Annotated in this window: 18 protein-coding genes; 8 read left to right on the top strand and 10 right to left on the bottom strand. The window is 63.3% G+C overall.

The window, feature by feature from the left end; translation table 11 throughout:
- Positions 1 to 433: 433 nt before the first annotated feature.
- From BWR19_18935 to BWR19_18920, 4 genes are all read left to right on the top strand, one after another.
- Positions 434 to 568 carry a 50S ribosomal protein L34 gene (locus BWR19_18935; protein APX94829.1) on the top strand — a complete coding sequence of 45 codons (135 nt, stop codon included), beginning with the start codon at positions 434 to 436 and terminating at the stop codon, positions 566 to 568.
- A gap of 40 nt (positions 569 to 608) precedes the next feature.
- Positions 609 to 989, top strand: coding sequence for a ribonuclease P protein component (locus tag BWR19_18930; protein APX95110.1), 381 nt, complete (start codon positions 609 to 611; stop codon positions 987 to 989).
- Between the two features lie 97 nt (positions 990 to 1,086).
- Positions 1,087 to 2,775 carry a membrane protein insertase YidC gene (locus BWR19_18925; GenBank protein ID APX94828.1) on the top strand — a complete coding sequence of 563 codons (1,689 nt, stop codon included), beginning with the start codon at positions 1,087 to 1,089 and terminating at the stop codon, positions 2,773 to 2,775.
- Positions 2,776 to 2,876: 101 nt separating this feature from the next.
- Complete coding sequence (locus BWR19_18920) at positions 2,877 to 4,247, top strand: tRNA uridine-5-carboxymethylaminomethyl(34) synthesis GTPase MnmE (GenBank protein ID APX94827.1); 1,371 nt, start codon at positions 2,877 to 2,879, stop codon at positions 4,245 to 4,247.
- 8 nt (positions 4,248 to 4,255) lie between these two features.
- Here BWR19_18920 and BWR19_18915 read toward each other — a convergent pair whose 3' ends face one another.
- From BWR19_18915 to BWR19_18900, 4 genes are read right to left on the bottom strand one after another with little or no spacing between them, the layout of a single operon-like run.
- Positions 4,256 to 5,107 (bottom strand): hypothetical protein, encoded by an 852-nt coding sequence (locus tag BWR19_18915; protein APX94826.1) that lies wholly within the window; start codon positions 5,105 to 5,107, stop codon positions 4,256 to 4,258.
- Positions 5,108 to 5,165: 58 nt separating this feature from the next.
- Positions 5,166 to 5,840 (bottom strand): cell envelope biogenesis protein OmpA, encoded by a 675-nt coding sequence (locus tag BWR19_18910; GenBank protein ID APX94825.1) that lies wholly within the window; start codon positions 5,838 to 5,840, stop codon positions 5,166 to 5,168.
- Positions 5,841 to 5,880: 40 nt separating this feature from the next.
- Positions 5,881 to 7,044 carry a YggW family oxidoreductase gene (locus tag BWR19_18905; GenBank protein ID APX94824.1) on the bottom strand — a complete coding sequence of 388 codons (1,164 nt, stop codon included), beginning with the start codon at positions 7,042 to 7,044 and terminating at the stop codon, positions 5,881 to 5,883.
- Positions 7,044 to 7,646 carry a non-canonical purine NTP pyrophosphatase, RdgB/HAM1 family gene (locus tag BWR19_18900; protein ID APX94823.1) on the bottom strand — a complete coding sequence of 201 codons (603 nt, stop codon included), beginning with the start codon at positions 7,644 to 7,646 and terminating at the stop codon, positions 7,044 to 7,046. The genes BWR19_18905 and BWR19_18900 overlap by 1 nt, the downstream gene beginning before the upstream one ends.
- 372 nt (positions 7,647 to 8,018) lie before the next feature.
- Between BWR19_18900 and BWR19_18895 the strand changes: the two genes are divergently transcribed.
- Positions 8,019 to 8,714: a helix-turn-helix transcriptional regulator gene (locus BWR19_18895; GenBank protein ID APX94822.1), complete on the top strand. Its 696-nt coding sequence runs from the start codon at positions 8,019 to 8,021 to the stop codon at positions 8,712 to 8,714.
- Positions 8,715 to 8,998: 284 nt separating this feature from the next.
- On the opposite strand, the gene BWR19_18890 is transcribed toward BWR19_18895, so the two are convergent.
- The 6 genes from BWR19_18890 to BWR19_18865 all read right to left on the bottom strand — a co-directional run bounded on the left by BWR19_18890 (position 8,999) and on the right by BWR19_18865 (position 15,713).
- Positions 8,999 to 10,570 carry a hypothetical protein gene (locus tag BWR19_18890; protein APX94821.1) on the bottom strand — a complete coding sequence of 524 codons (1,572 nt, stop codon included), beginning with the start codon at positions 10,568 to 10,570 and terminating at the stop codon, positions 8,999 to 9,001.
- Positions 10,571 to 10,600: 30 nt separating this feature from the next.
- Entirely contained in the window at positions 10,601 to 11,893 is a 1,293-nt protein-coding gene (locus BWR19_18885; protein ID APX94820.1) for a glutamate-1-semialdehyde-2,1-aminomutase, read from the bottom strand.
- Positions 11,894 to 11,974: 81 nt separating this feature from the next.
- Positions 11,975 to 12,637 carry a thiamine-phosphate diphosphorylase gene (locus BWR19_18880; protein APX94819.1) on the bottom strand — a complete coding sequence of 221 codons (663 nt, stop codon included), beginning with the start codon at positions 12,635 to 12,637 and terminating at the stop codon, positions 11,975 to 11,977.
- Positions 12,627 to 13,463 (bottom strand): hydroxymethylpyrimidine/phosphomethylpyrimidine kinase, encoded by an 837-nt coding sequence (locus BWR19_18875; GenBank protein APX94818.1) that lies wholly within the window; start codon positions 13,461 to 13,463, stop codon positions 12,627 to 12,629. Before BWR19_18875 ends, BWR19_18880 begins: the two co-directional genes overlap by 11 nt.
- 29 nt (positions 13,464 to 13,492) lie before the next feature.
- Positions 13,493 to 13,924, bottom strand: coding sequence for a TIGR00701 family protein (locus tag BWR19_18870; protein ID APX94817.1), 432 nt, complete (start codon positions 13,922 to 13,924; stop codon positions 13,493 to 13,495).
- Positions 13,925 to 13,961: 37 nt separating this feature from the next.
- Positions 13,962 to 15,713 carry a Cl- channel voltage-gated family protein gene (locus BWR19_18865; GenBank protein ID APX94816.1) on the bottom strand — a complete coding sequence of 584 codons (1,752 nt, stop codon included), beginning with the start codon at positions 15,711 to 15,713 and terminating at the stop codon, positions 13,962 to 13,964.
- Between the two features lie 194 nt (positions 15,714 to 15,907).
- Here BWR19_18865 and BWR19_18860 point away from each other — a divergent pair, with 194 nt between their 5' ends.
- The 3 genes from BWR19_18860 to BWR19_18850 all read left to right on the top strand — a co-directional run bounded on the left by BWR19_18860 (position 15,908) and on the right by BWR19_18850 (position 17,903).
- The gene (locus tag BWR19_18860; protein APX94815.1) at positions 15,908 to 16,261 is read left to right on the top strand and encodes an iron-sulfur cluster insertion protein ErpA; all 354 of its coding nucleotides are present in this window, start codon (positions 15,908 to 15,910) and stop codon (positions 16,259 to 16,261) included.
- A 92-nt stretch (positions 16,262 to 16,353) separates the two neighbouring features.
- Positions 16,354 to 17,151: an amino acid ABC transporter substrate-binding protein gene (locus BWR19_18855; GenBank protein APX94814.1), complete on the top strand. Its 798-nt coding sequence runs from the start codon at positions 16,354 to 16,356 to the stop codon at positions 17,149 to 17,151.
- An 80-nt stretch (positions 17,152 to 17,231) separates the two neighbouring features.
- Positions 17,232 to 17,903: a nickel transporter gene (locus BWR19_18850; GenBank protein ID APX94813.1), complete on the top strand. Its 672-nt coding sequence runs from the start codon at positions 17,232 to 17,234 to the stop codon at positions 17,901 to 17,903.
- The last annotated feature ends 10 nt before the right edge of the window (positions 17,904 to 17,913 follow it).

Here is a 17,913-nt window from a genome sequence, read left to right as displayed (position 1 = left end):
CAGGGAGGCGGCGGCGCTGTGGAAAACTCGATCATGGCGGGGTTGCCGAACGCGCCTACGACAACCGTCCAACTGGCCAGACTCGCTCGCCTGGCACCCGTCACCGCGTCACTTCTCAACCACTTGTCAAGATCTTTCCCACACCCGATGGTCAACACTATCGCACTGTATTAATGGAGAAAAACCATGTTATCCACATATTCCGTCCCCAATCTTAATAACAAGACGCACAAACTGCGCCGCGGCTGCACTGTGCCGCCGTGGGACAAGGGCCACTCGAGGCAGGCTAGGTTAGGCGCGAGAAAAATTGCACCTGTGGCTCGAATTCACTAAAATGCCCGGTCTTGAGCCGAATTACCCAGGGTTCCCCGCCGGAGCCAGGGCACCTCACCATTGACGATCCGTCCAATTAACCACGTGGGAATCGATAGTTATGAAACGCACTTTTCAACCTAGCGTTCTTAAGCGCAAGCGCGTGCACGGCTTCCGTGCCCGCATGGCCACCAAGAACGGCCGTGCCGTTCTGGCGCGGCGTCGCGCCAAGGGCCGCAAGCGTCTGAGCGCCTGATCTCGGCTTGCGTGTGTCCTGTCTGGGCTTTCCCCGGCGTCTGCGACTGCTGAATGCCGGGGAATACCGACACGTCTTCGATCACGCGGCGTTCAAGATTCACGGCAAAGGATTGCTGGCACTGGCAAGCCCCAACGCGCTGGGCCATCCCCGCGTAGGCTTGGTCTTCAGCAAGAAGAATGTGCGCCGGGCCGTGGACCGCAACCGGTTGAAACGACTTGTTCGCGAATCCATCCGCCTCCAGCAGCATCGCCTTCCCGCTGTCGACATCGTGGTACTCTCCCGGCGAGGCGTACACGAGCTGGATAACGACACCCTGCATCGCCAGCTATTCGGCATGTGGCGGCGTCTGGAAAAGGATGTGCGCAAGCAGTCGACGATCGCTGTCAGCCAGGACACTCCTTCGCCGTCTCCGCGGTGACGCTTCGAGCCTGCCTCCGGCAGGCTTTCGTGTGTATCGGCACCGCTGATATCGATGTTGCCGTCAGAATGTTCATTACCCATCGGGCAGGACCCTCATGGACGTAAAACGACTACTTCTGCTGGTTCCGCTAGCCGTACTGGCATATCTGCTGGTCGTACAGTGGAACCAGGACTACGGCCAGGCAACGCCTGAGCCGGACGCGCCCTCCTTCACCAACGGCGGGGCCCCGCAGGTCGACAGTGCTGAGCCCGACGACGATGGCGGCCTGAGCGTTCCCAGCGCCGATCAGCAGGCGGTGGAGAGCGAGCTGCCCCCAGCCGCCGAGACCGAAACGCGCAGCCGTGACCTGATCGCGGTGACCACTGACGTCCTCGACGTGCGTATCGATCCCCAGGGCGGTGACATCGTCTACGCTGCCCTGCCTCAGCACAAATTGACGCTCGACTCCGATCGGCCCTTCGTGCTGCTCTCCGACAGCGAGACGCGCAGCTTCGTCGCCAAGTCTGGGCTGCAGCTCGAAGGCCACTCGGGCCGTATCGGCTTTGATGCCGAACAGACCGAGTATCGCCTCGAGGAGGGTGACAACAGCCTGACCGTTGATCTAACCGCAGAGGTCAACGGCGTTGAGGTGATCAAACGCTACACCTTCGAACGCGACAACTATGCGATCGATGTCGACTACTACCTGGCCAACAACACCGAGGAGCCGGTAACGGCGCGCTTCATCGGCCAGCTGGCACGCGATGACAGCCCCGACCCCACCAGCGGTGTGGCACTGGGCATGAGCTCCTACCTCGGGGCGGCCTTCTCGTCGCCGGACAACCGCTACGAAAAAGTCGACTTCGACGACATTCGCCGTGGCCGTTTCAACAATCGCGATGTGGAAGGCGGCTGGGTGGCAATTATCCAGCACTACTTCACTACCGCCTGGGCACCGGCACAGAATCAGCAAAACCTCTACTATGGCACCACCGACTCCCGCGATCGCACCGTCGCCGCCTTTGCCGGCCCGTCGGCGCAGATCGCCGCCGAGGGTGAGAGCCAGCTCGGCGCGACGCTCTACATGGGCCCCAAGGTCCAGGAGCGGCTCGAGCAAGTGGCGCCCAACCTGCGCCTGACGGTGGACTATGGCTGGCTGTGGTTCATCGCCAATCCGCTGTTCTGGCTGCTCGATCAGATCCACAGCCTGATCGGTAACTGGGGCTGGTCGATCGTGTTCCTGACCATCGTGGTGAAGCTGGTCATGTGGCCGCTCTCCGCCAAGGCTTACAAGTCGATGGCCCGTATGCGCAAGCTGGGCCCGGAGATGCAGCGCCTCAAGGAGCAGTACGGCGACGACCGCCAGAAGATGTCCCAGGAGATGATGAAGTTCTACCAGAAGGAGAAGATCAATCCTCTGGGCGGCTGTCTGCCGATCCTGGTACAGATGCCGGTATTCATCGCCCTGTACTGGATGCTGCTCGAGTCGGTGGAACTGCGTCACGCGCCCTTCATGTTCTGGATTCAGGATCTGTCGGTGAAGGATCCGTTCTTCATCCTGCCGATCCTGATGGGCGCCTCGATGTTCGTCCAGCAGTTGCTCAACCCGACGCCGCCGGATCCGATGCAGGCCAAGATCATGAAGATGCTGCCTATCGTCTTCACCTTCTTCTTCCTGTGGTTCCCGGCCGGCCTGGTCATCTACTGGGTGGTCAACAACATCATCTCGATCGCTCAGCAGTACGTGATCACGCGACGCATCGAGAACGACCCCAGCGTTGGCAAAGGCATGAAGACCAAGTAATTCTCTCCATGCTACCCCCCGGACCCCCGCCCTGTGCGGGGGTCTGGCGTTTGTGGGCCACGCCCGAGACAATACCCTTCCCCCACGATCAGGAAGCCCCCATGTCGGAGCGTCTCTATACCCAGGACACCATCGCTGCGCTGGCCACGCCTCCCGGCCGCGGCGGGGTCGGCATCATCCGCGTCTCTGGACCGCTCAGCCGAGCCATCGCCGATGCCGTGGTAGGCCACTGCCCCTCGCCTCGGCACGCCCACTACGGCCCCTTCCAGGGCGCTCAGGACAGTATCGACGAGGGCATCGCCCTCTACTTTGCCGGCCCCCACTCCTTCACCGGTGAGGACGTGCTGGAACTCCAGGGCCACGGCGGCCCGGTCATCATGGATCTGCTGCTGGAGCGATGTGTTGCCCTCGGTGCGCGCCTGGCGAGACCGGGCGAGTTTTCCGAGCGCGCCTTTCTCAACGACAAACTCGACCTGGCCCAGGCCGAGGCGATTGCCGACCTGATCGAGGCCAGCTCCCGGGCTGCCGCCGAGAACGCCCTGCGCTCGCTGCAGGGCGCCTTCTCACAGCGTGTCGAGGCACTCGTGCAGCGCCTGATCGAACTGCGCATGTACGTCGAGGCAGCGATCGACTTCCCCGAGGAGGAGATCGACTTCCTGGCTGACGGCAAGGTCGCGGCGATGCTGGAGGCTGTAAAAGCCGAGCTGGCCGAGGTGCGCACAGCGGCCAATCAGGGCGCGCTGCTGCGCGAAGGGATGAGCGTGGTGATCGCCGGACGGCCCAACGCCGGCAAGTCGAGCCTGCTCAATGCCCTGACGCAACAAGACACCGCGATCGTCACCGAGATCGAGGGCACCACGCGCGACGTGCTGCGTGAACATATCCACCTCGACGGCATGCCGCTGCATATCATCGATACTGCCGGGCTGCGGGATACGCCCGACGCGGTGGAGAAGATCGGTGTGGCCCGCGCCTGGGACGAAATCGCCAAGGCCGACCGTGTGCTGTTGCTGGTGGATGCGACGACAACCTCCGCCACCGATCCGATGGCGATCTGGCCAGAGTTCGTCGCTCGCCTGACCGACCCCAGCCGCTTGACCCTGGTCCGCAACAAGGTGGACACCAGCAATGAGTCGGCCGGGATAGACGATAGCGCCGTGACGCCGGTGCTGCGCCTGTCGGCCAAGACCGGCGCCGGCATCGAGCCGCTCAAGGAGCATCTCAAGGCGGTGATGGGCTTCAACGCCACGTCCGAGGGGCGCTTCTCGGCACGCCGCCGCCATCTGGACGCGCTGGATCGTGCCCAGCAGGCCCTCGGCCATGGTGAAACGCAGCTGGCAGGCTTCGGCGCCGGCGAACTGCTCGCCGAAGACCTGCGTGATGCCCAGCAGGCACTCGGCGAGATTACCGGTGAGTTCAGCGCCGACGACCTGCTCGGCGAGATCTTCGGCAGCTTTTGCATCGGTAAGTAAGCGCTGGCTTACTCTTCGACCCACCACTCGCCGCGGTGGCTGGCCTGCTCGCCGAGCAGCGGCAGGGCCGCATCGAGTGCCTCGCCCAGTGCAGCGTCTAGCCCCCACGGCGGGTTGAGCAGCAGCATGCCGCTGCCGTACATGCCGTGGCGGCGATCACCCGACGGCTGCTGTACCAGCTCGCTGCGCCACAGCTTGCGCAGTCCCGCCTCGCGCAGGGCCTCCAGCATCGCCTGGTGGCGTGACGCGGGCAGCAGCGGGTACCACACCATGACCAGCGCATGACGCGCCTTGCGCGCTGTGTCGAGCAGCGTATCGGCCACCTCGAGGTACTCCGGCTTGCGCTCATAGCTGGGATCGATCAGCACGCACAGCCGCGGGGTCGCCACCGGCAGCCGCGTGAGCAACCCCGTCAGGCCATCGCCGTAGGTGCGGCTGGCGTTGGCCGGCAGCGTCTGACGCTCTAGCGCAGCGTGTTCACCGGGGTGCAATTCGAATAGCTGTAACCGATCCTGCGCACGCAGCGACCGGGCCAGCCACCATGGTGAGCCGGGATAGTGATCGAGGCGTCCCGTGCCGTGCTGCGCCTCGCCCAGGGCAGACAGCCAGGCATCCAGCAGCGGGCTAGCGCCATGCAGCTGCGAGCGTGCCTGCCACAGCGGGGCCACGCCGCGGCGATACTCCTGTAGCTTATGCGTCTCGGCGGCGTCTAGCGGGTACAGTCCCCGACCGGCGTGGGTATCAATATACGTAATCGGTGACGCTTTACGTAACAGGTGCTGAATCACCGCATACAGCGTCAGATGCTTGTGTACATCGGCGACATTGCCGGCGTGGTAGGCGTGCTGGTAGGCGAGCATGAGGTACCCATGAAAAAGCCCGCAGGGGTTGCCTGCGGGCCGATATCGAAGGTTGAGATCAGATCTGCTGCTGCATCGGCGTCAGGGTGATTTCCACCCGGCGATTCTGCGCGCGACCCGACTCGGTGTCGTTGCTGGCCACCGGTTGCGTCAGGCCGTAACCGCGCATGCTGAGACGCGAGCGGTCGACACCGCTCTGCCCCAGGTAGTTGCCTACCGACTCTGCACGACGCTCGGAAAGCCGCTGATTATAGTCGGCGGACCCGGTGCTATCGGTATGCCCGGCGATGTTGATGCGCGTCTCCGGATACTCACGCAGTACATCGGAGACATCGTTGAGGGCCGTACGCGCCGAGCTGGTCAGCTCGCTGGAGTCGAACCCGAAGGTCACGCTGCTGGGCATATTGAGCACGATGTCGTCGCCTTGGCGATCCACTTCGATGCCGGTGCCCTGCATGCTTTCGCGCAGCTGCGCTTCCTGGCGGTCCATGTAGGCGCCGATACCGCCGCCGGCGGCTGCCCCGACCGCCGCCCCAATGAGCGCACGATCACGTCGACTGGTGCTGCCACTGCCGCTTAGCGCGCCGGCGGCAGCGCCCACCGCAGCGCCGATACCGGCGCCGGTGACGGTACTACTGCGCTGGGTCTGCCCTCCATAGGGATCGTTGGTCGCACAGCCCACCACCAGGATGGCAGCGGCTAGTGTAGGGGCTAGACGAAGTGTCTTGCGCATAGCGGAATAACTCCTTGAACGTCGATGTCAGAACCGCTGATCAGATCTCAATCGAGGCCAGCAGTTCATTCAAGAATAATAGACCCTGAGGGGAAGCTTGCAGTCGCTCGCCATCTTCCACAACAAGTCCTTTTTTGCGCGCCTCGGCGAGTCGCGACCACAGCACCTCGCAGGGCTGGCCGGTTCGCGCCGACCATAGCGGCAAAGGGACTCCCTCCACCAAGCGTAGGGCATTCATGGCGAACTCGAGCGGCAATTCGTCGGCCTCCAGGGTTCGCTGACCGGCGATGAATCCACGCGGATCGCGACGCCGCCGCAGATAGGCCTCGGGCTGACGCGACTTCCAGCGCCGCTGAATCGTCCAGCGACCGCGGTCGTCCACCCGGCTCAGCTTGCCGTGGGCACCGGCGCCGATTCCCAGGTAGTCGCCAAACCGCCAGTAGTTGAGGTTGTGCTGCGAACGCAGGCCGGGTCGCGCGTAGGCCGATATCTCATACTGCTGTAGCCCAGCCTCGAGCAGACGCGCATGACCTGCATCCTGAATATCCCAGAGCTGCTCTTCCGCGGGCAGCCGCGGCGGGTGCGAATAAAATTCGGTGTTGGGCTCCAGCGTGAGCTGGTACCAGGAGAGATGGCTCGGCGCTAACGCCAAGGCCGTCTCCAGATCTGCTAACGCCGCGTCGACATCCTGGCCGGGCAGGCCGTGCATCAGGTCGATATTGAGATTGTCGAACCCCGCCGCGCGGGCGTTGAGCACCGCCTGACTGGCGTCATCGCCGCTGTGGATCCGGCCGAGCGCCTCGAGCTGCGCCGTCTGAAAGCTCTGCACCCCAAGCGAGAGGCGGTTGATGCCGGCCTCGCGATAGCCGGCGAAACGCGCCTGCTCGAAGGTCCCGGGATTGGCCTCAAGGGTAACCTCGCAGGCCTCGGAGAGTGGCAGTCGGGCACCCAGCGCCGTGAACAACTCACGGTAGAAGCGCGATGACATCAAACTCGGTGTGCCGCCACCAATGAACACGCTGACCAGCTCGCGACCGGCCACCAGGGGCAGTTCGGCATCGAGGTCGTCGAGCAAGGCGGCGAGATATGCCTGCTCGGGCAAGTCGGCAGCATGGCCCACGCCATGTGAATTGAAATCACAATAGGGACACTTGCGTACGCACCAGGGCACGTGCACATAAAGCGAAAGCGGAGGGAGCGGCATCAGTGCCCCGACAATTGTGACAAGAGCGCCTGCATGGCACGCCCGCGGTGACTGAGGCGATTCTTCTCCTCGGCAGAGAGTTCCGCCACGCTCATTCCCGCCTCGGGAATCCAAAACAGCGGATCATAGCCGAAGCCTCCCTCCCCTCGCGGATGCGCCAGGATCTCGCCCTCCCAGTGCTGCTGCACGATCAGCGGCACCGGATCGTCTGCATGACGCAGATAGACCAGCACGCACCAGTAGCGCGCCGTGCGGTCACCCTCCGGCACCTCGAGCAGCTGTTCGAGCAGCTTGCGATTATTGGCAGAGTCGCTCTTGGGCTCGCCGGCGTAGCGCGCCGAATAAATCCCCGGCGCACCATGCAGCGCATCGACCTCGAGTCCGGAATCGTCCGCCAGTGCCGGCAAGCCGCTGACACGGCTCGCCTCGCGCGCCTTGAGCAGCGCATTCTCGACGAACGTCAGGCCAGTCTCTTCGACCTCGACCACGCCATAGGCCGACTGGGCCTTGACCTCATAGCCCAAGGGCGAAAGCAGTTGATTGAATTCCTTGATCTTTCCAGCATTACCGCTGGCCAGGACAATGTCGGACGCTGGCGACATGGCACTCTCCTCGGTGATGAAGCGCGGCTCATTCTACGCCGTCTCCCTGGCCAGGCGAACCGTATATTTGGCGAGCGAGGGCAGAGGATGAGAAAGCTCATCTGTCCTGGATCAAAAAACACATAAAGTAACATGCACAAAGGTCATTTTCATCAGACTCAGTGCAAGCAAAACGCCGCCAAAATCATTCTATCTTATTGATATTAAAAAATAAAAAGGTAATCTAAATAAGCATCCATCGCCTTCCGAAGAAAACGAAACGTTGCATAAGTTACTATAATTTACAAAAATGGTGTGATGAGTCATACTACAGGCCCTATCCCTGCATGTCCGGGCATACACATCACGGAGTACTTTTTCAGGGGATGCATCATGGATTCTGAACACACGATGGTGCTGTTGGTCACCGACGCCAATCCGCAGTCACAGCTCTTCGTCGATTATATAAAGAATGAAGTGGATTGTAGCGTCGGCATACTACCGCCGGAGGCGCACCATCAAGAAATGCAGCATCAGCGGGTAGTGCTGTTGATCGATGCCGATCATGTCAGTGAGAATGACATGCACGAGTGGCACTTGGCGTGCATGGAGAGTCCGTCAAAAATCATGTCTGTGTTCAATCTCAAGGATGAAGAACATGCCATGGATATCATGCGCATGCTGCATATCCATGGGGTTTTCTACCGAGATGACTCGATCGCCTTGATCTGCAAGGGAATCGGCGTGTTGATCGAGGGTGATTTCTGGATGTCGCGCTCATTGATGACTCTCCTTATCGATTTCTATCGACATCAACAGCTGAGTATTTTCCGTCCAGCATGCGGCTTAACGCAGCGCGAAATGGAGATCATCAGCCTGCTAGCATCGGGCGACTCCAATCTCGAGATTGCCGAGAAGCTGTTTGTCAGCGAGCACACCGTAAAGTCGCACATCTACAATATATTCCGAAAAATCAAGGTTCATAACCGGATACAGGCCATGAACTGGGCGAAAAAGAACCTGATGGCAACGCCCCGGCTGCCTCTATCCAGCAATAAAGGGGGAGACAATCGGCGAAGCCAGAATTGAATCGTCGCTTGTATTTCGATAGCCCGACAACTCGTGACCCACTTGTCCCCCCGGACTCGGGCACGGCATTCATTATTGGGCGACGGGTGTGGCCAATCAATGGCAAGGTCAGGCGCCAGTCACAGCGCGGCCTGCCTGCTGATGTTGTTGGCATCGCTGCCATGTTGGCCATTTACAATGTGCCAACCCCTGCAGCCTTTTTCGGCAATATCACGCTGATATTACTATTTACACGGCAACCTTTCAGGTTCAGAGGGTGGGAGCGGTAGCGGCGTTGCACAACATCAGCCGTCCAACGTGCCAATCTTGGCCTGGATCAAACTCACCAGGGTTTCAGTGGCATCGTCGGCGGTGGTGTCCAGATGAATCAGGTGACGCCGCTCGTCGTCGCCAAACGGCTCCAGGCTGGCCAACTGACGCTCGAGCACGGCAAGGCTCGCCTCCGACGGGTCGCCACCGCGGCGGGCCCGTTTTTCGATGCGGCGTCGCAGCGTCGCCGGGTCGGCCTCGAAACTCACCGTCAGCAACGGCAGACCACGCCCTTCCGCCTCCCAGCCCAGCATATCGCGTTGCCAACGTGCCAGGCAGGTGGCATCGATACATACCGGCAGCCCCGACTCCAGCAGAACGCCGCTAAGCTCAGCGAGCCGCTGGTAAGTGCGCAGGGTAGCCGCCGGCGTATAGATATCCACACCCTGTTGCTGACTATCCGCCTGTGGATGAAATCCAAACAGGCGCTTGCGCTCGACATCGGAACGCAGCCGTACCCCGCCCAGGCGCCGGATGACCTCGCCGGTAAAGCGGCTCTTGCCGCTACCCGACACCCCGACCCCAAGCAGCAGATAGGGAAAACTGAAGCGGGCATAGCCGTCCGCCAGGCGCAGATAGCGGCGACACTCGGTCAGCGCAAGCTGTTGTAGATCGCTCGCGTCCGAGAGGCAGTAGCGAAGCGCCGCCACCTTGGCCCTGACCAGCGCACGATAGAACTTGTAGTAGGCGAGTACCCGCACCAGCCCATAGTCGCCGGAGAGTTCCAGATAGCGATTCAGCGCATGCCGGGCGAGACTCTGCTCACCGCGCGCCTCCAGGTCCATCAGCAGAAACGCCAGGTCGCAGGCCACATCGTTCCAGCGCAGCTCGTCGTTGAACTCGATACCGTCGAACAGCAGCGCACGACCCTCATGGTGAACCGCGTTGCCGAGGTGAATATCACCATGAGTCTCACGCACGAAGCCGCTGCGATGGCGGTCAGTGAGGACCTCCTGCAGTCGGGCGTGAGCCTCGCCGGCCAACGTCTCGAGGCATGCCAGATGCGCCAGGTCGTCGTCGTCATCGAGGCGCTCAGCGATCAGTGTGAATTCCCGCGTCACGATCGCTGCCGTCGACTCGGCGCTGCCGAGTGGGCTGTCCGCCGCCACCGGCGTGGCCCGTTCGTGAAAGTCGACCAGTTGATCGATCAGGTCGTCGAGCAGTTCCTGGGAGAGTTCGCCGCTGGCCTGCAGGTGGCTGAACAGCAGGCGATTGCTGAATTGCCGCATCTTCACGGCGTACTCGAAGGGGGCACTGGCGTCATTGATGCGCGGCGCTTCGGGGGTACCGGAAATCGGCACCGCCGCCACGTAGAGATTGGGTGCCAGACGCCGGTTGAGACGCACTTCCTGTTCGCACAGCGCGCGCCGCTTGGCCAACGTGGAGAAGTCCAGGAAGCTGCCGAAATCGAGCGGCTTCTTGATCTTGTAGGCGAACTCGCCGGTCAGCAGGACCCACGAAATATGTGTCTCGTGGATCTCCACCGCGTCGACGGGGTGGTCGTAAGCACTCGGCGCCTTGAGCGCCTCGATCAGCGTATCACTCACCCTGGTCTCCCCCCGATGGCGGCTGGCGAATTACGCCCCTCGCGCCATGCTAGTGAACGCCTGCTCGGCGGCATCCAGCGTGGTCTGGATATCTTCAGCCGTGTGCGCGCTCGACATGAAGCCGGCTTCAAACGCCGAAGGCGCAAGATAGACGCCCTGATCGAGCATCGCCGAGAAGAAGCGGCGAAAGGCGTCGGCATCGCAGGCGGTGGCCTGGGCAAAGTTATCGACCCGTGACTGGCCGGTGAAGAAGACCCCGAACATGCCGCCCGCGCGCTGGGTGATCATGGGTACACCAGCGGCCTCGGCGCGGGCCTCGAGACCCGTGCACAGCGTCTCGACGCGCTGCGCCAGGGCGTCGTGAAACCCCGGCTCGCGCAGCTTGGTAAGCAGCGCAATACCCGCGGCCATGGCCAGCGGGTTGCCGGCCAGGGTGCCGGCTTGGTAGACCGGCCCCAGCGGTGAGATATGCGCCATGATCTCGTGCTTGCCGCCGAAGGCACCCACCGGCATGCCGCCGCCGACGATCTTGCCCAGGCAGGTCAGGTCCGGGATCACGCCGTAGTGGGCCTGAGCGCCCCCCAGCGCGATCCGAAAGCCGGTCATCACCTCATCGAAGATCAGTACGCTGCCGTGTTGATCGCAGACGCGACGCAGCCCCTCGAGGAAGCCCGGTAGCGGCGGGATGCAGTTCATGTTGCCGGCCACCGGCTCGACGATGATGCAGGCCACCTGATCGCCGATCTCCTCGAAACAGGCCTCCACTGCATCGAGGTCATTGTGCGGCAGGGTCACCGTGTGTTCGGCCAGCGCGGCCGGCACGCCGGGAGAGCTCGGCTCTCCATGGGTCAGTGCGCCGGAGCCGGCCTTGACCAGCAGCGAATCGGAGTGGCCGTGGTAGTTGCCCTCGAACTTGACGATCTTGTCGCGGCCGGTATAGCCGCGCGCCAGGCGGATCGCCGACATGGTGGCTTCGGTACCCGAGTTGACCATCCGCACCAGCTCGATGCTGGGCAGTATCTCGCAGACCAGGTCCGCCATCTGGGTCTCGATGGCGGTCGGCGTGCCGAAGGAGAGGCCATGGTCGAGCTTGTCACGTACCGCGCCCAGCACCTCGGGATCGGCGTGTCCGGTGATCATTGGCCCCCAGGAGCCGACATAGTCGACGTAGCGCTTGCCCTCGACGTCGAACAGGTAGGCGCCCTGGGCGCGCTCCATGAACACCGGCGGCCGGTGCAGGCCCTTGAAGGCGCGCACCGGTGAATTGACGCCACCGGGAATGTGGCGACAGGCCTGTTCGAAGAGCTCGGCGGAAGTGGTCATGGTGGTCTCTCTGCAGAAAATGTCTGTGGATAACTCTCTGGACAGTGCGGATAACTCTGCCTGCACTGCCTGTGGATAACGTTATGCTGGCGGCCCGGCGAGCTGCCGGTTCAACCTGCTCACCCTGGCCTCGACGTCACTGCCGCCGAACACCGCTTCAACGCAGGCCAGCAGGTCGGCACCGGCGCGCCGCGCCGAGACGGCGGTATGCGCATCGATGCCACCGATCGCCACCCGCGGCAGCCCCAGTTCAGCCGCCTCAGCGAGCAGCGTCAGCGCTGCCGGCGGCGCGTCGGGCTTGGTACGCGACGCAAAAAATCGACCAAAGGCCACGTAGCTGGCCCCCTCGGCCTTGGCGCGCTCGGCCAACGCGAGCCGCGCATGGCAGGTGGCACCGATCACTGCCTCGGCGCCGAGCCGACGCCTGGCTGCGGCCAGGTCACCGTCGCCCTGGCCCAGGTGCAGGCCAATCCCGGAAAAGCCAGCGTCTTGAAGACGTTGCGCCAGCGCAGCGTCATCGTTGATGATCAGCGGCACCGCATGGTCCTGACAGAGGCTGGCCAGCGCCGCGCTCTGGCGCCAGCGACGTGCGTCATCGCCGGACTTGTCTCGATACTGCAACAGCGCCAGGCCGCCACGCAAGGCGGCGTCGCAGGCACTCAGCAGGGTGCGGTCGTCGGGCAGCAGGGCGGCATCCGTAATCGCATAGAGGCCTTGCTGCCAAGCCGTAGCATCAGTCGTCATGTCGGTCACTCCAGGCCGGATGACGCCACAGGCGGCGCGGCAGTGCCTGACCGCGGTGGCGCTGAGGGTCCGGCAGCCAGCCATGCTCGAGGGTCTCCCAGGTGTAGGCCTGGGCCTGCTCGCAGGCCGGCAGCAGTCGTTCACCGCAGGCCAGCCGAGCCGCCAGCGCCGCGGCCAGGGTACACCCCGAGCCATGGAACCGCCCCGGCAGCCGTGGCCAGTGCCACTGGCGCCCCTCGTCAGGCGTATGCAGGGTGTGGATAACCTGACGCTGATCGCTCCCCGGCAGCGGATCGTCAGTCGCCGTGACCAGCACCGCCTGGCAGCCCAGGGACAGCAGCGCAATGGCGCGGTCAGTGTCGCTGGACGGGGCATCCCCGGCCAGGCGGGCGAGTTCGAGGCGGTTGGGGGTGAGAATATCCACCCGGGGTAATAGCCGCTCGCGAAACGCGTCGCGCAGCTCGAGGCTGGATAGCTCTCGCCCACCGCCCGCCTTGAGCACCGGATCCATCACCAGCGGCACCCCGGGAAAGCGGCGCACGATATCCACCACCGCATCGAGCGTCTCGAGGCTGGCGATCAGGCCGACCTTGATCGCCGCCACCGAGAACTCGTCGAGGGCCGCGGCCATGTCGCGCATGCCATCCGGATCGCAGGGCATCACCGCACTGACATCGGCGCTGCTCTGCACCGTCAGCGCAGTGGGAATGGTCAGCGGCCAGGCGCCACAGGCGCCGATCGCCTCGGCATCGGCCACCAGGCCGGCGCCGCCGGTCGGGTCATGGCCGGCCAGTACCACCACGGCCGGCAGCTGGCGACTCGCCACACGGGGACTATGGGCCGTGTCGCTAGCCTTCAAAACGGCTTGACCACGGCCAGCACCACAATGATCAGCAGCGCGATCACCGGCGCCTCGTTGAACCAGCGGAAGAACACGTGGGACTTGTCACAGCGGCCCGCGGCGAATTTCTTGAGGTACGCCAGGCACACGTGGTGGTAGCCCACCAGCAGCGCCACCAGCAGCAGCTTGACGTGCATCCAGCCCTGCCCCATCCACACCGGCGCCAGCGCCAGCAGCCAGATGCCGAAGCCCAGCACGGCAATCATCGACGGCAGCATGATGCCGCGGTAGAGCTTGCGCTCCATGATCAGGAAATAGTCGATGGCCTGCTGATCGCCGTTGTCCCGCGCCATGGCGTGATAGACGAACAGCCGCGGCAGATAGAACATCGCCGCAAACCAGGTGACGATGGCAATCAGGTGCAGCGCCTTGATCCACAGATACATGCCGTCTCCTCGGACGTTAGCTGCCTCGCCGCCATGTCTAGCGACGATAGCGATAGTAGGTTTCGATGGCGTCGCGGGTGATGATACCGGAAATTCCCGGCCCCTTCGGCCGTCGCGTATTCTCGACGTAGAGCGCGTCCACCGCATGGTCGTTGAGCAGATCGAAGGCCTCGCTGAGCGTCGCCTGGACATGGATCGGCGCCATTTCCAGGCGCTGACCCGGTACCTCCAGCAGGTCGAGACGCTGCTCGGCGTTCCACAGCGTGTCGTCGTTCATCGCTCGAGCCAGGTCGGCCGCCTTCAGCGCCAGGGTCGGCTTGTCATCGCTGGAACGCAGGATCACCAGCCACAGCGGCTTGCCGGCGAGCAGCATGCGCGCCTCGTCACGGCCCACCCAGCGCAGCGTGGTCGCCACGCTGCGTTCCATCACCGCCGGCACCGAGACCCGCGACAGCGCCTGCATCAGCGGCTGCTGCAGCGGATGCAGGCCGTGGCGCGTCACGGCGATGAAGAAGCCGTCACAGCGGCACAGCTGGCGGGCGGTCAATCCCGAGACCACCACGGCCAACATGCCCGGCAGGATGATATTGGGGTTGTGGGTCAGCTCGAGCAGCGCCATCAGTGCCGCCAGCGGCGCCTGCAGCACAGCCCCCATCATCGCCGCCATGCCCAGCATCGCATACAGCCCCGGGTCGGCGGAGGCATTGGGCCACAGCCAGTGCCCCAGCATGCCGCTGAGGGCGCCTGCCGCGGCCCCTACCACCAGCACCGGGCCAATGATCCCAATGGGTACCCCACAGGCCACGGTGAAGGCAGTCAGCAGCAGCTTGGCGAACACCAGCGCCAGCAACACATCGACGGCCAAGGCACCGTTGAGCGTGGCGTCCAGGCTGTCATACCCGATCCCCTGCACCTCCGGGTACCACAGGGCCACGGCCCCGGTCACCACCCCCACCGCCGTCAGCCGCTGCCACCAGGGCCAGCGTGTGAGAAACTCGCCGCTGCGCGCCACATGGATGAAAAGCCCGGCCAGCAGCCCGATACCCAGTGCAGTGACCACGATCCACGGCAGGTTGAACAGCGAATCGAGGGTGATGCTCGGCACCTGAAAGGCCGGCTCCGAGCCGTACACCAGCTGAGCGATCAGCGCGCCCATGGTCGAGGCCAGGATCACCGGCATGAAACCGGCGATGGTGTACTCCATCATCACCACTTCCATGGCAAAGATGACCCCGGCGATGGGGGTATTGAACGACGCCGAGATGCCCGCGGCGGTACCGCAGGCGACCAGCACCCGCAGGCTGTTATGTGGCAAGCGCAGCTGCTGGCCGATACCGCTCGAAGCCGCTGCACCGAGATGAATGGCCGGCCCTTCACGGCCGGCCGAGAGGCCACCAAGCACCGCCACGCAGCCCACCCACCACTGGTTGAGCCAGTTGCGCAGCGGAAAACGCCCCTGGTGATAGGTGAGACGCTCGATCACGTGGCCAACGCCAAGCTTGCGTGCCGCCAGCGGCTGACGGCCCAGCCACAGGCCAATCAGCGTCACCGCCAGCAGCGGTAGCAATGCCCGTGCCCAAGGCGGCAATTCCTGGAAGGCTTCGTGGTCGCCCCCCGGCATGAACGCCAGCCCACCCAGGTCGAGCAGCAGGCGAAAGCCGACCATCAAGCCGCCGGTGACCACGCCCGACACCAGCCCCAGCACACATAGCTGGGGCAGCGCATCGACATTGGCCAACTGGCGTCGGAAACGCTCGAGACTCAGATCGGGCAGGCGCAAACGGGGCAAGGCAGACTCCTGTCAGCGGGTCGAGTAGCCAATCCCACCGGCTACCGGACATCTTGATGTTACCCTCAGCATACAATAGCCGGGCGCAACGCCAAGCCTCGGCCACCCGTGAGAAGTTGACCCTTTTGCTAAGGATTGCCGATAATGGGTGGCTAGCCGGTTAATTTATTCATCCATGGCTCAGGAGCTCATCCATGAGCAGTGCCGAATCTTTTGTTCCGCGCCCGATGTTTCTCAGCGACAGCGCCCAGGCGCGGCTGCGCGAGCTGATTAATGAAGAGGGCAACCCGACGTTGAAGCTGCGCGTCTACGTCACCGGCGGCGGCTGCTCAGGCTTCCAATACGGTTTCGACTTCGCTGACAGCATGGCCGATGACGACACCCTGATCGACTACGACGACGTGGCGATGATCGTCGATCCACTCTCCTACCAGTATCTGGTGGGTTCCACCGTCGACTTCGAACAAGGCCTGGCCGGTGCCCGCTTCGTGATCCAGAACCCCAACGCCACCACCACCTGCGGCTGCGGCGCCTCCTTCATGGTTTGAACCGCCTTCACCAGCACGATCTGCTGCCGCTTGACGCTTCCCCATTAACTCGCCATGGTTTATTAGCGAGTTCCATGAATAATCGTTCTACAATGGGGAACCTTATGCACCGTAATCTGCTAGATCGTTACCTGCCCCGCACCGCGCTGAGCACCGCCGTTGCGCTGGGCCTTGGCCTCTCTACTGCCGCCGTCGCCGACCTGCCCAGCGTCGACGTGGTGACCGACCCGAGCTTCGTACCTTTCGAGATGATGGACCCCGACACCGGCGAGATGGTCGGCTTCGACATGGACATCATCAACGAGGTCGCCGAGCGTGCCGGCTTCGAGGTCAACCTCACCACCATGGAGTTTGCCGGCATCATCCCCGCCGTGCAGACCGGCAATCAGGAGATCGCCATTGCCGGGGTGACGATCACCGAAGAGCGTGCCGAGATCGTCGACTTTTCCGATCCCTACTACGACAGCGGCCTGCAGATCATCGTCCGCGCCGACAACGATGACGTCGAGACCATCGAGGATCTCGCAGGCAAGAGCATCGCCACGCGGATCGGCTCCACCAGCTACGACTATCTTCAGGAAACCCTCGGCGACGACGCCGACATCACCCCCTACCCGGGCAATAGCGACATGTATATGGCGCTGCTCGGCGGCAACGTCGATGCCGCCTTCTACGATGCACCCAACGTCGCCTACTTCTCCCAGACCCGCGGCGAAGGCCGCACCAAGGTGGTGGGACCGCTCTACGAGGGCCAGCAGTACGGCATCGTCTTCCATCAAGGCAGCGAGTGGGTAGAACCCACCAACCAGGCGCTGGCAGAGATGCGCGAAGACGGCACCTACGACGCCATCTACGAAGAGTGGTTCGGCGAATCCCCCGACGCCGACTGATCCTCCCACCAGCCTGACGGGGCCGGGTCCTCCCGGCCCCGTCGACGTTCTACTGCCTGTCCTCAACGGGAGACCCTGACGTGGACCTGACCTTTCAATTCAACTGGTCGGCGGCGTTCGCCTCGATCCCCTACCTGCTGCCAGGGATCCCCTACACGCTGCTGATCTCCTTCGGTGGGCTGGCCATCGGTTTCTTCATCGGCATCTTCTTCGGCCTGCTGCGTATCAGCCCGCTGCGCTGGCTTCGCTGGCCGGCGATTTTTTATATCGAGGTATTTCGCGGCACCCCGATCCTGGTGCAGGTGCTGTTCATCTTCTATGGCCTGCCGCAGCTGCTGGGTGGTCCAATCAATGCGCTGGTCGCCGGCATTGCCGCCATCGCCATCAACTCCGGCGCCTATATATCGGAGATCGTGCGCGGCGGCGTGCAGTCGATCGAACGCGGCCAGCGCGAGGCCTCGCTGTCGCTGGGCCTGTCACGCACTCAGTCGTTCCGCTACATCATCTGGCCGCAGGCCTTTCGGCGCATGATTCCGCCGCTGGGCAACCAGGGCATCATCAGTATCAAGGACACCTCGCTATTCTCGGTGATCGGCGTCGGAGAGCTGGTTCGCCAGGGCCAGATCTACATCGCCACCACCTTCACTGCCCTGGAGGTCTACTTCATGGTGGCGCTGATGTACCTGGCTATCACCTGGACGCTATCGCTGATCCTGCGCCAGCTGGAGCGCCGCGGCCTGGTCGGACAATAAGGAGCCCTGC

The organism is Halomonas sp. 1513 (genome assembly GCA_001971685.1).
Classification (GTDB): domain Bacteria; phylum Pseudomonadota; class Gammaproteobacteria; order Pseudomonadales; family Halomonadaceae; genus Franzmannia.
The sequence above is the reverse complement of the archived record's forward strand: the minus strand, read 5'-3'. Positions and strand labels throughout refer to the sequence as shown.

Bases quoted from the DNA above. Each gene is read 5' to 3' on its own strand.
- BWR19_18935 (APX94829.1), top strand. From the start codon at position 434: ATGAAACGCACTTTTCAACCTAGCGTTCTTAAGCGCAAGCGCGTGCAC.
- BWR19_18925 (APX94828.1), top strand. From the start codon at position 1,087: ATGGACGTAAAACGACTACTTCTGCTGGTTCCGCTAGCCGTACTGGCA.
- BWR19_18920 (APX94827.1), top strand. From the start codon at position 2,877: ATGTCGGAGCGTCTCTATACCCAGGACACCATCGCTGCGCTGGCCACG.
- BWR19_18915 (APX94826.1), bottom strand. From the start codon at position 5,107: ATGCTCGCCTACCAGCACGCCTACCACGCCGGCAATGTCGCCGATGTA.
- BWR19_18910 (APX94825.1), bottom strand. From the start codon at position 5,840: ATGCGCAAGACACTTCGTCTAGCCCCTACACTAGCCGCTGCCATCCTG.
- BWR19_18905 (APX94824.1), bottom strand. From the start codon at position 7,044: ATGCCGCTCCCTCCGCTTTCGCTTTATGTGCACGTGCCCTGGTGCGTA.
- BWR19_18900 (APX94823.1), bottom strand. From the start codon at position 7,646: ATGTCGCCAGCGTCCGACATTGTCCTGGCCAGCGGTAATGCTGGAAAG.
- BWR19_18895 (APX94822.1), top strand. From the start codon at position 8,019: ATGGATTCTGAACACACGATGGTGCTGTTGGTCACCGACGCCAATCCG.
- BWR19_18885 (APX94820.1), bottom strand. From the start codon at position 11,893: ATGACCACTTCCGCCGAGCTCTTCGAACAGGCCTGTCGCCACATTCCC.
- BWR19_18880 (APX94819.1), bottom strand. From the start codon at position 12,637: ATGACGACTGATGCTACGGCTTGGCAGCAAGGCCTCTATGCGATTACG.
- BWR19_18870 (APX94817.1), bottom strand. From the start codon at position 13,924: ATGTATCTGTGGATCAAGGCGCTGCACCTGATTGCCATCGTCACCTGG.
- BWR19_18860 (APX94815.1), top strand. From the start codon at position 15,908: ATGAGCAGTGCCGAATCTTTTGTTCCGCGCCCGATGTTTCTCAGCGAC.
- BWR19_18855 (APX94814.1), top strand. From the start codon at position 16,354: ATGGGGAACCTTATGCACCGTAATCTGCTAGATCGTTACCTGCCCCGC.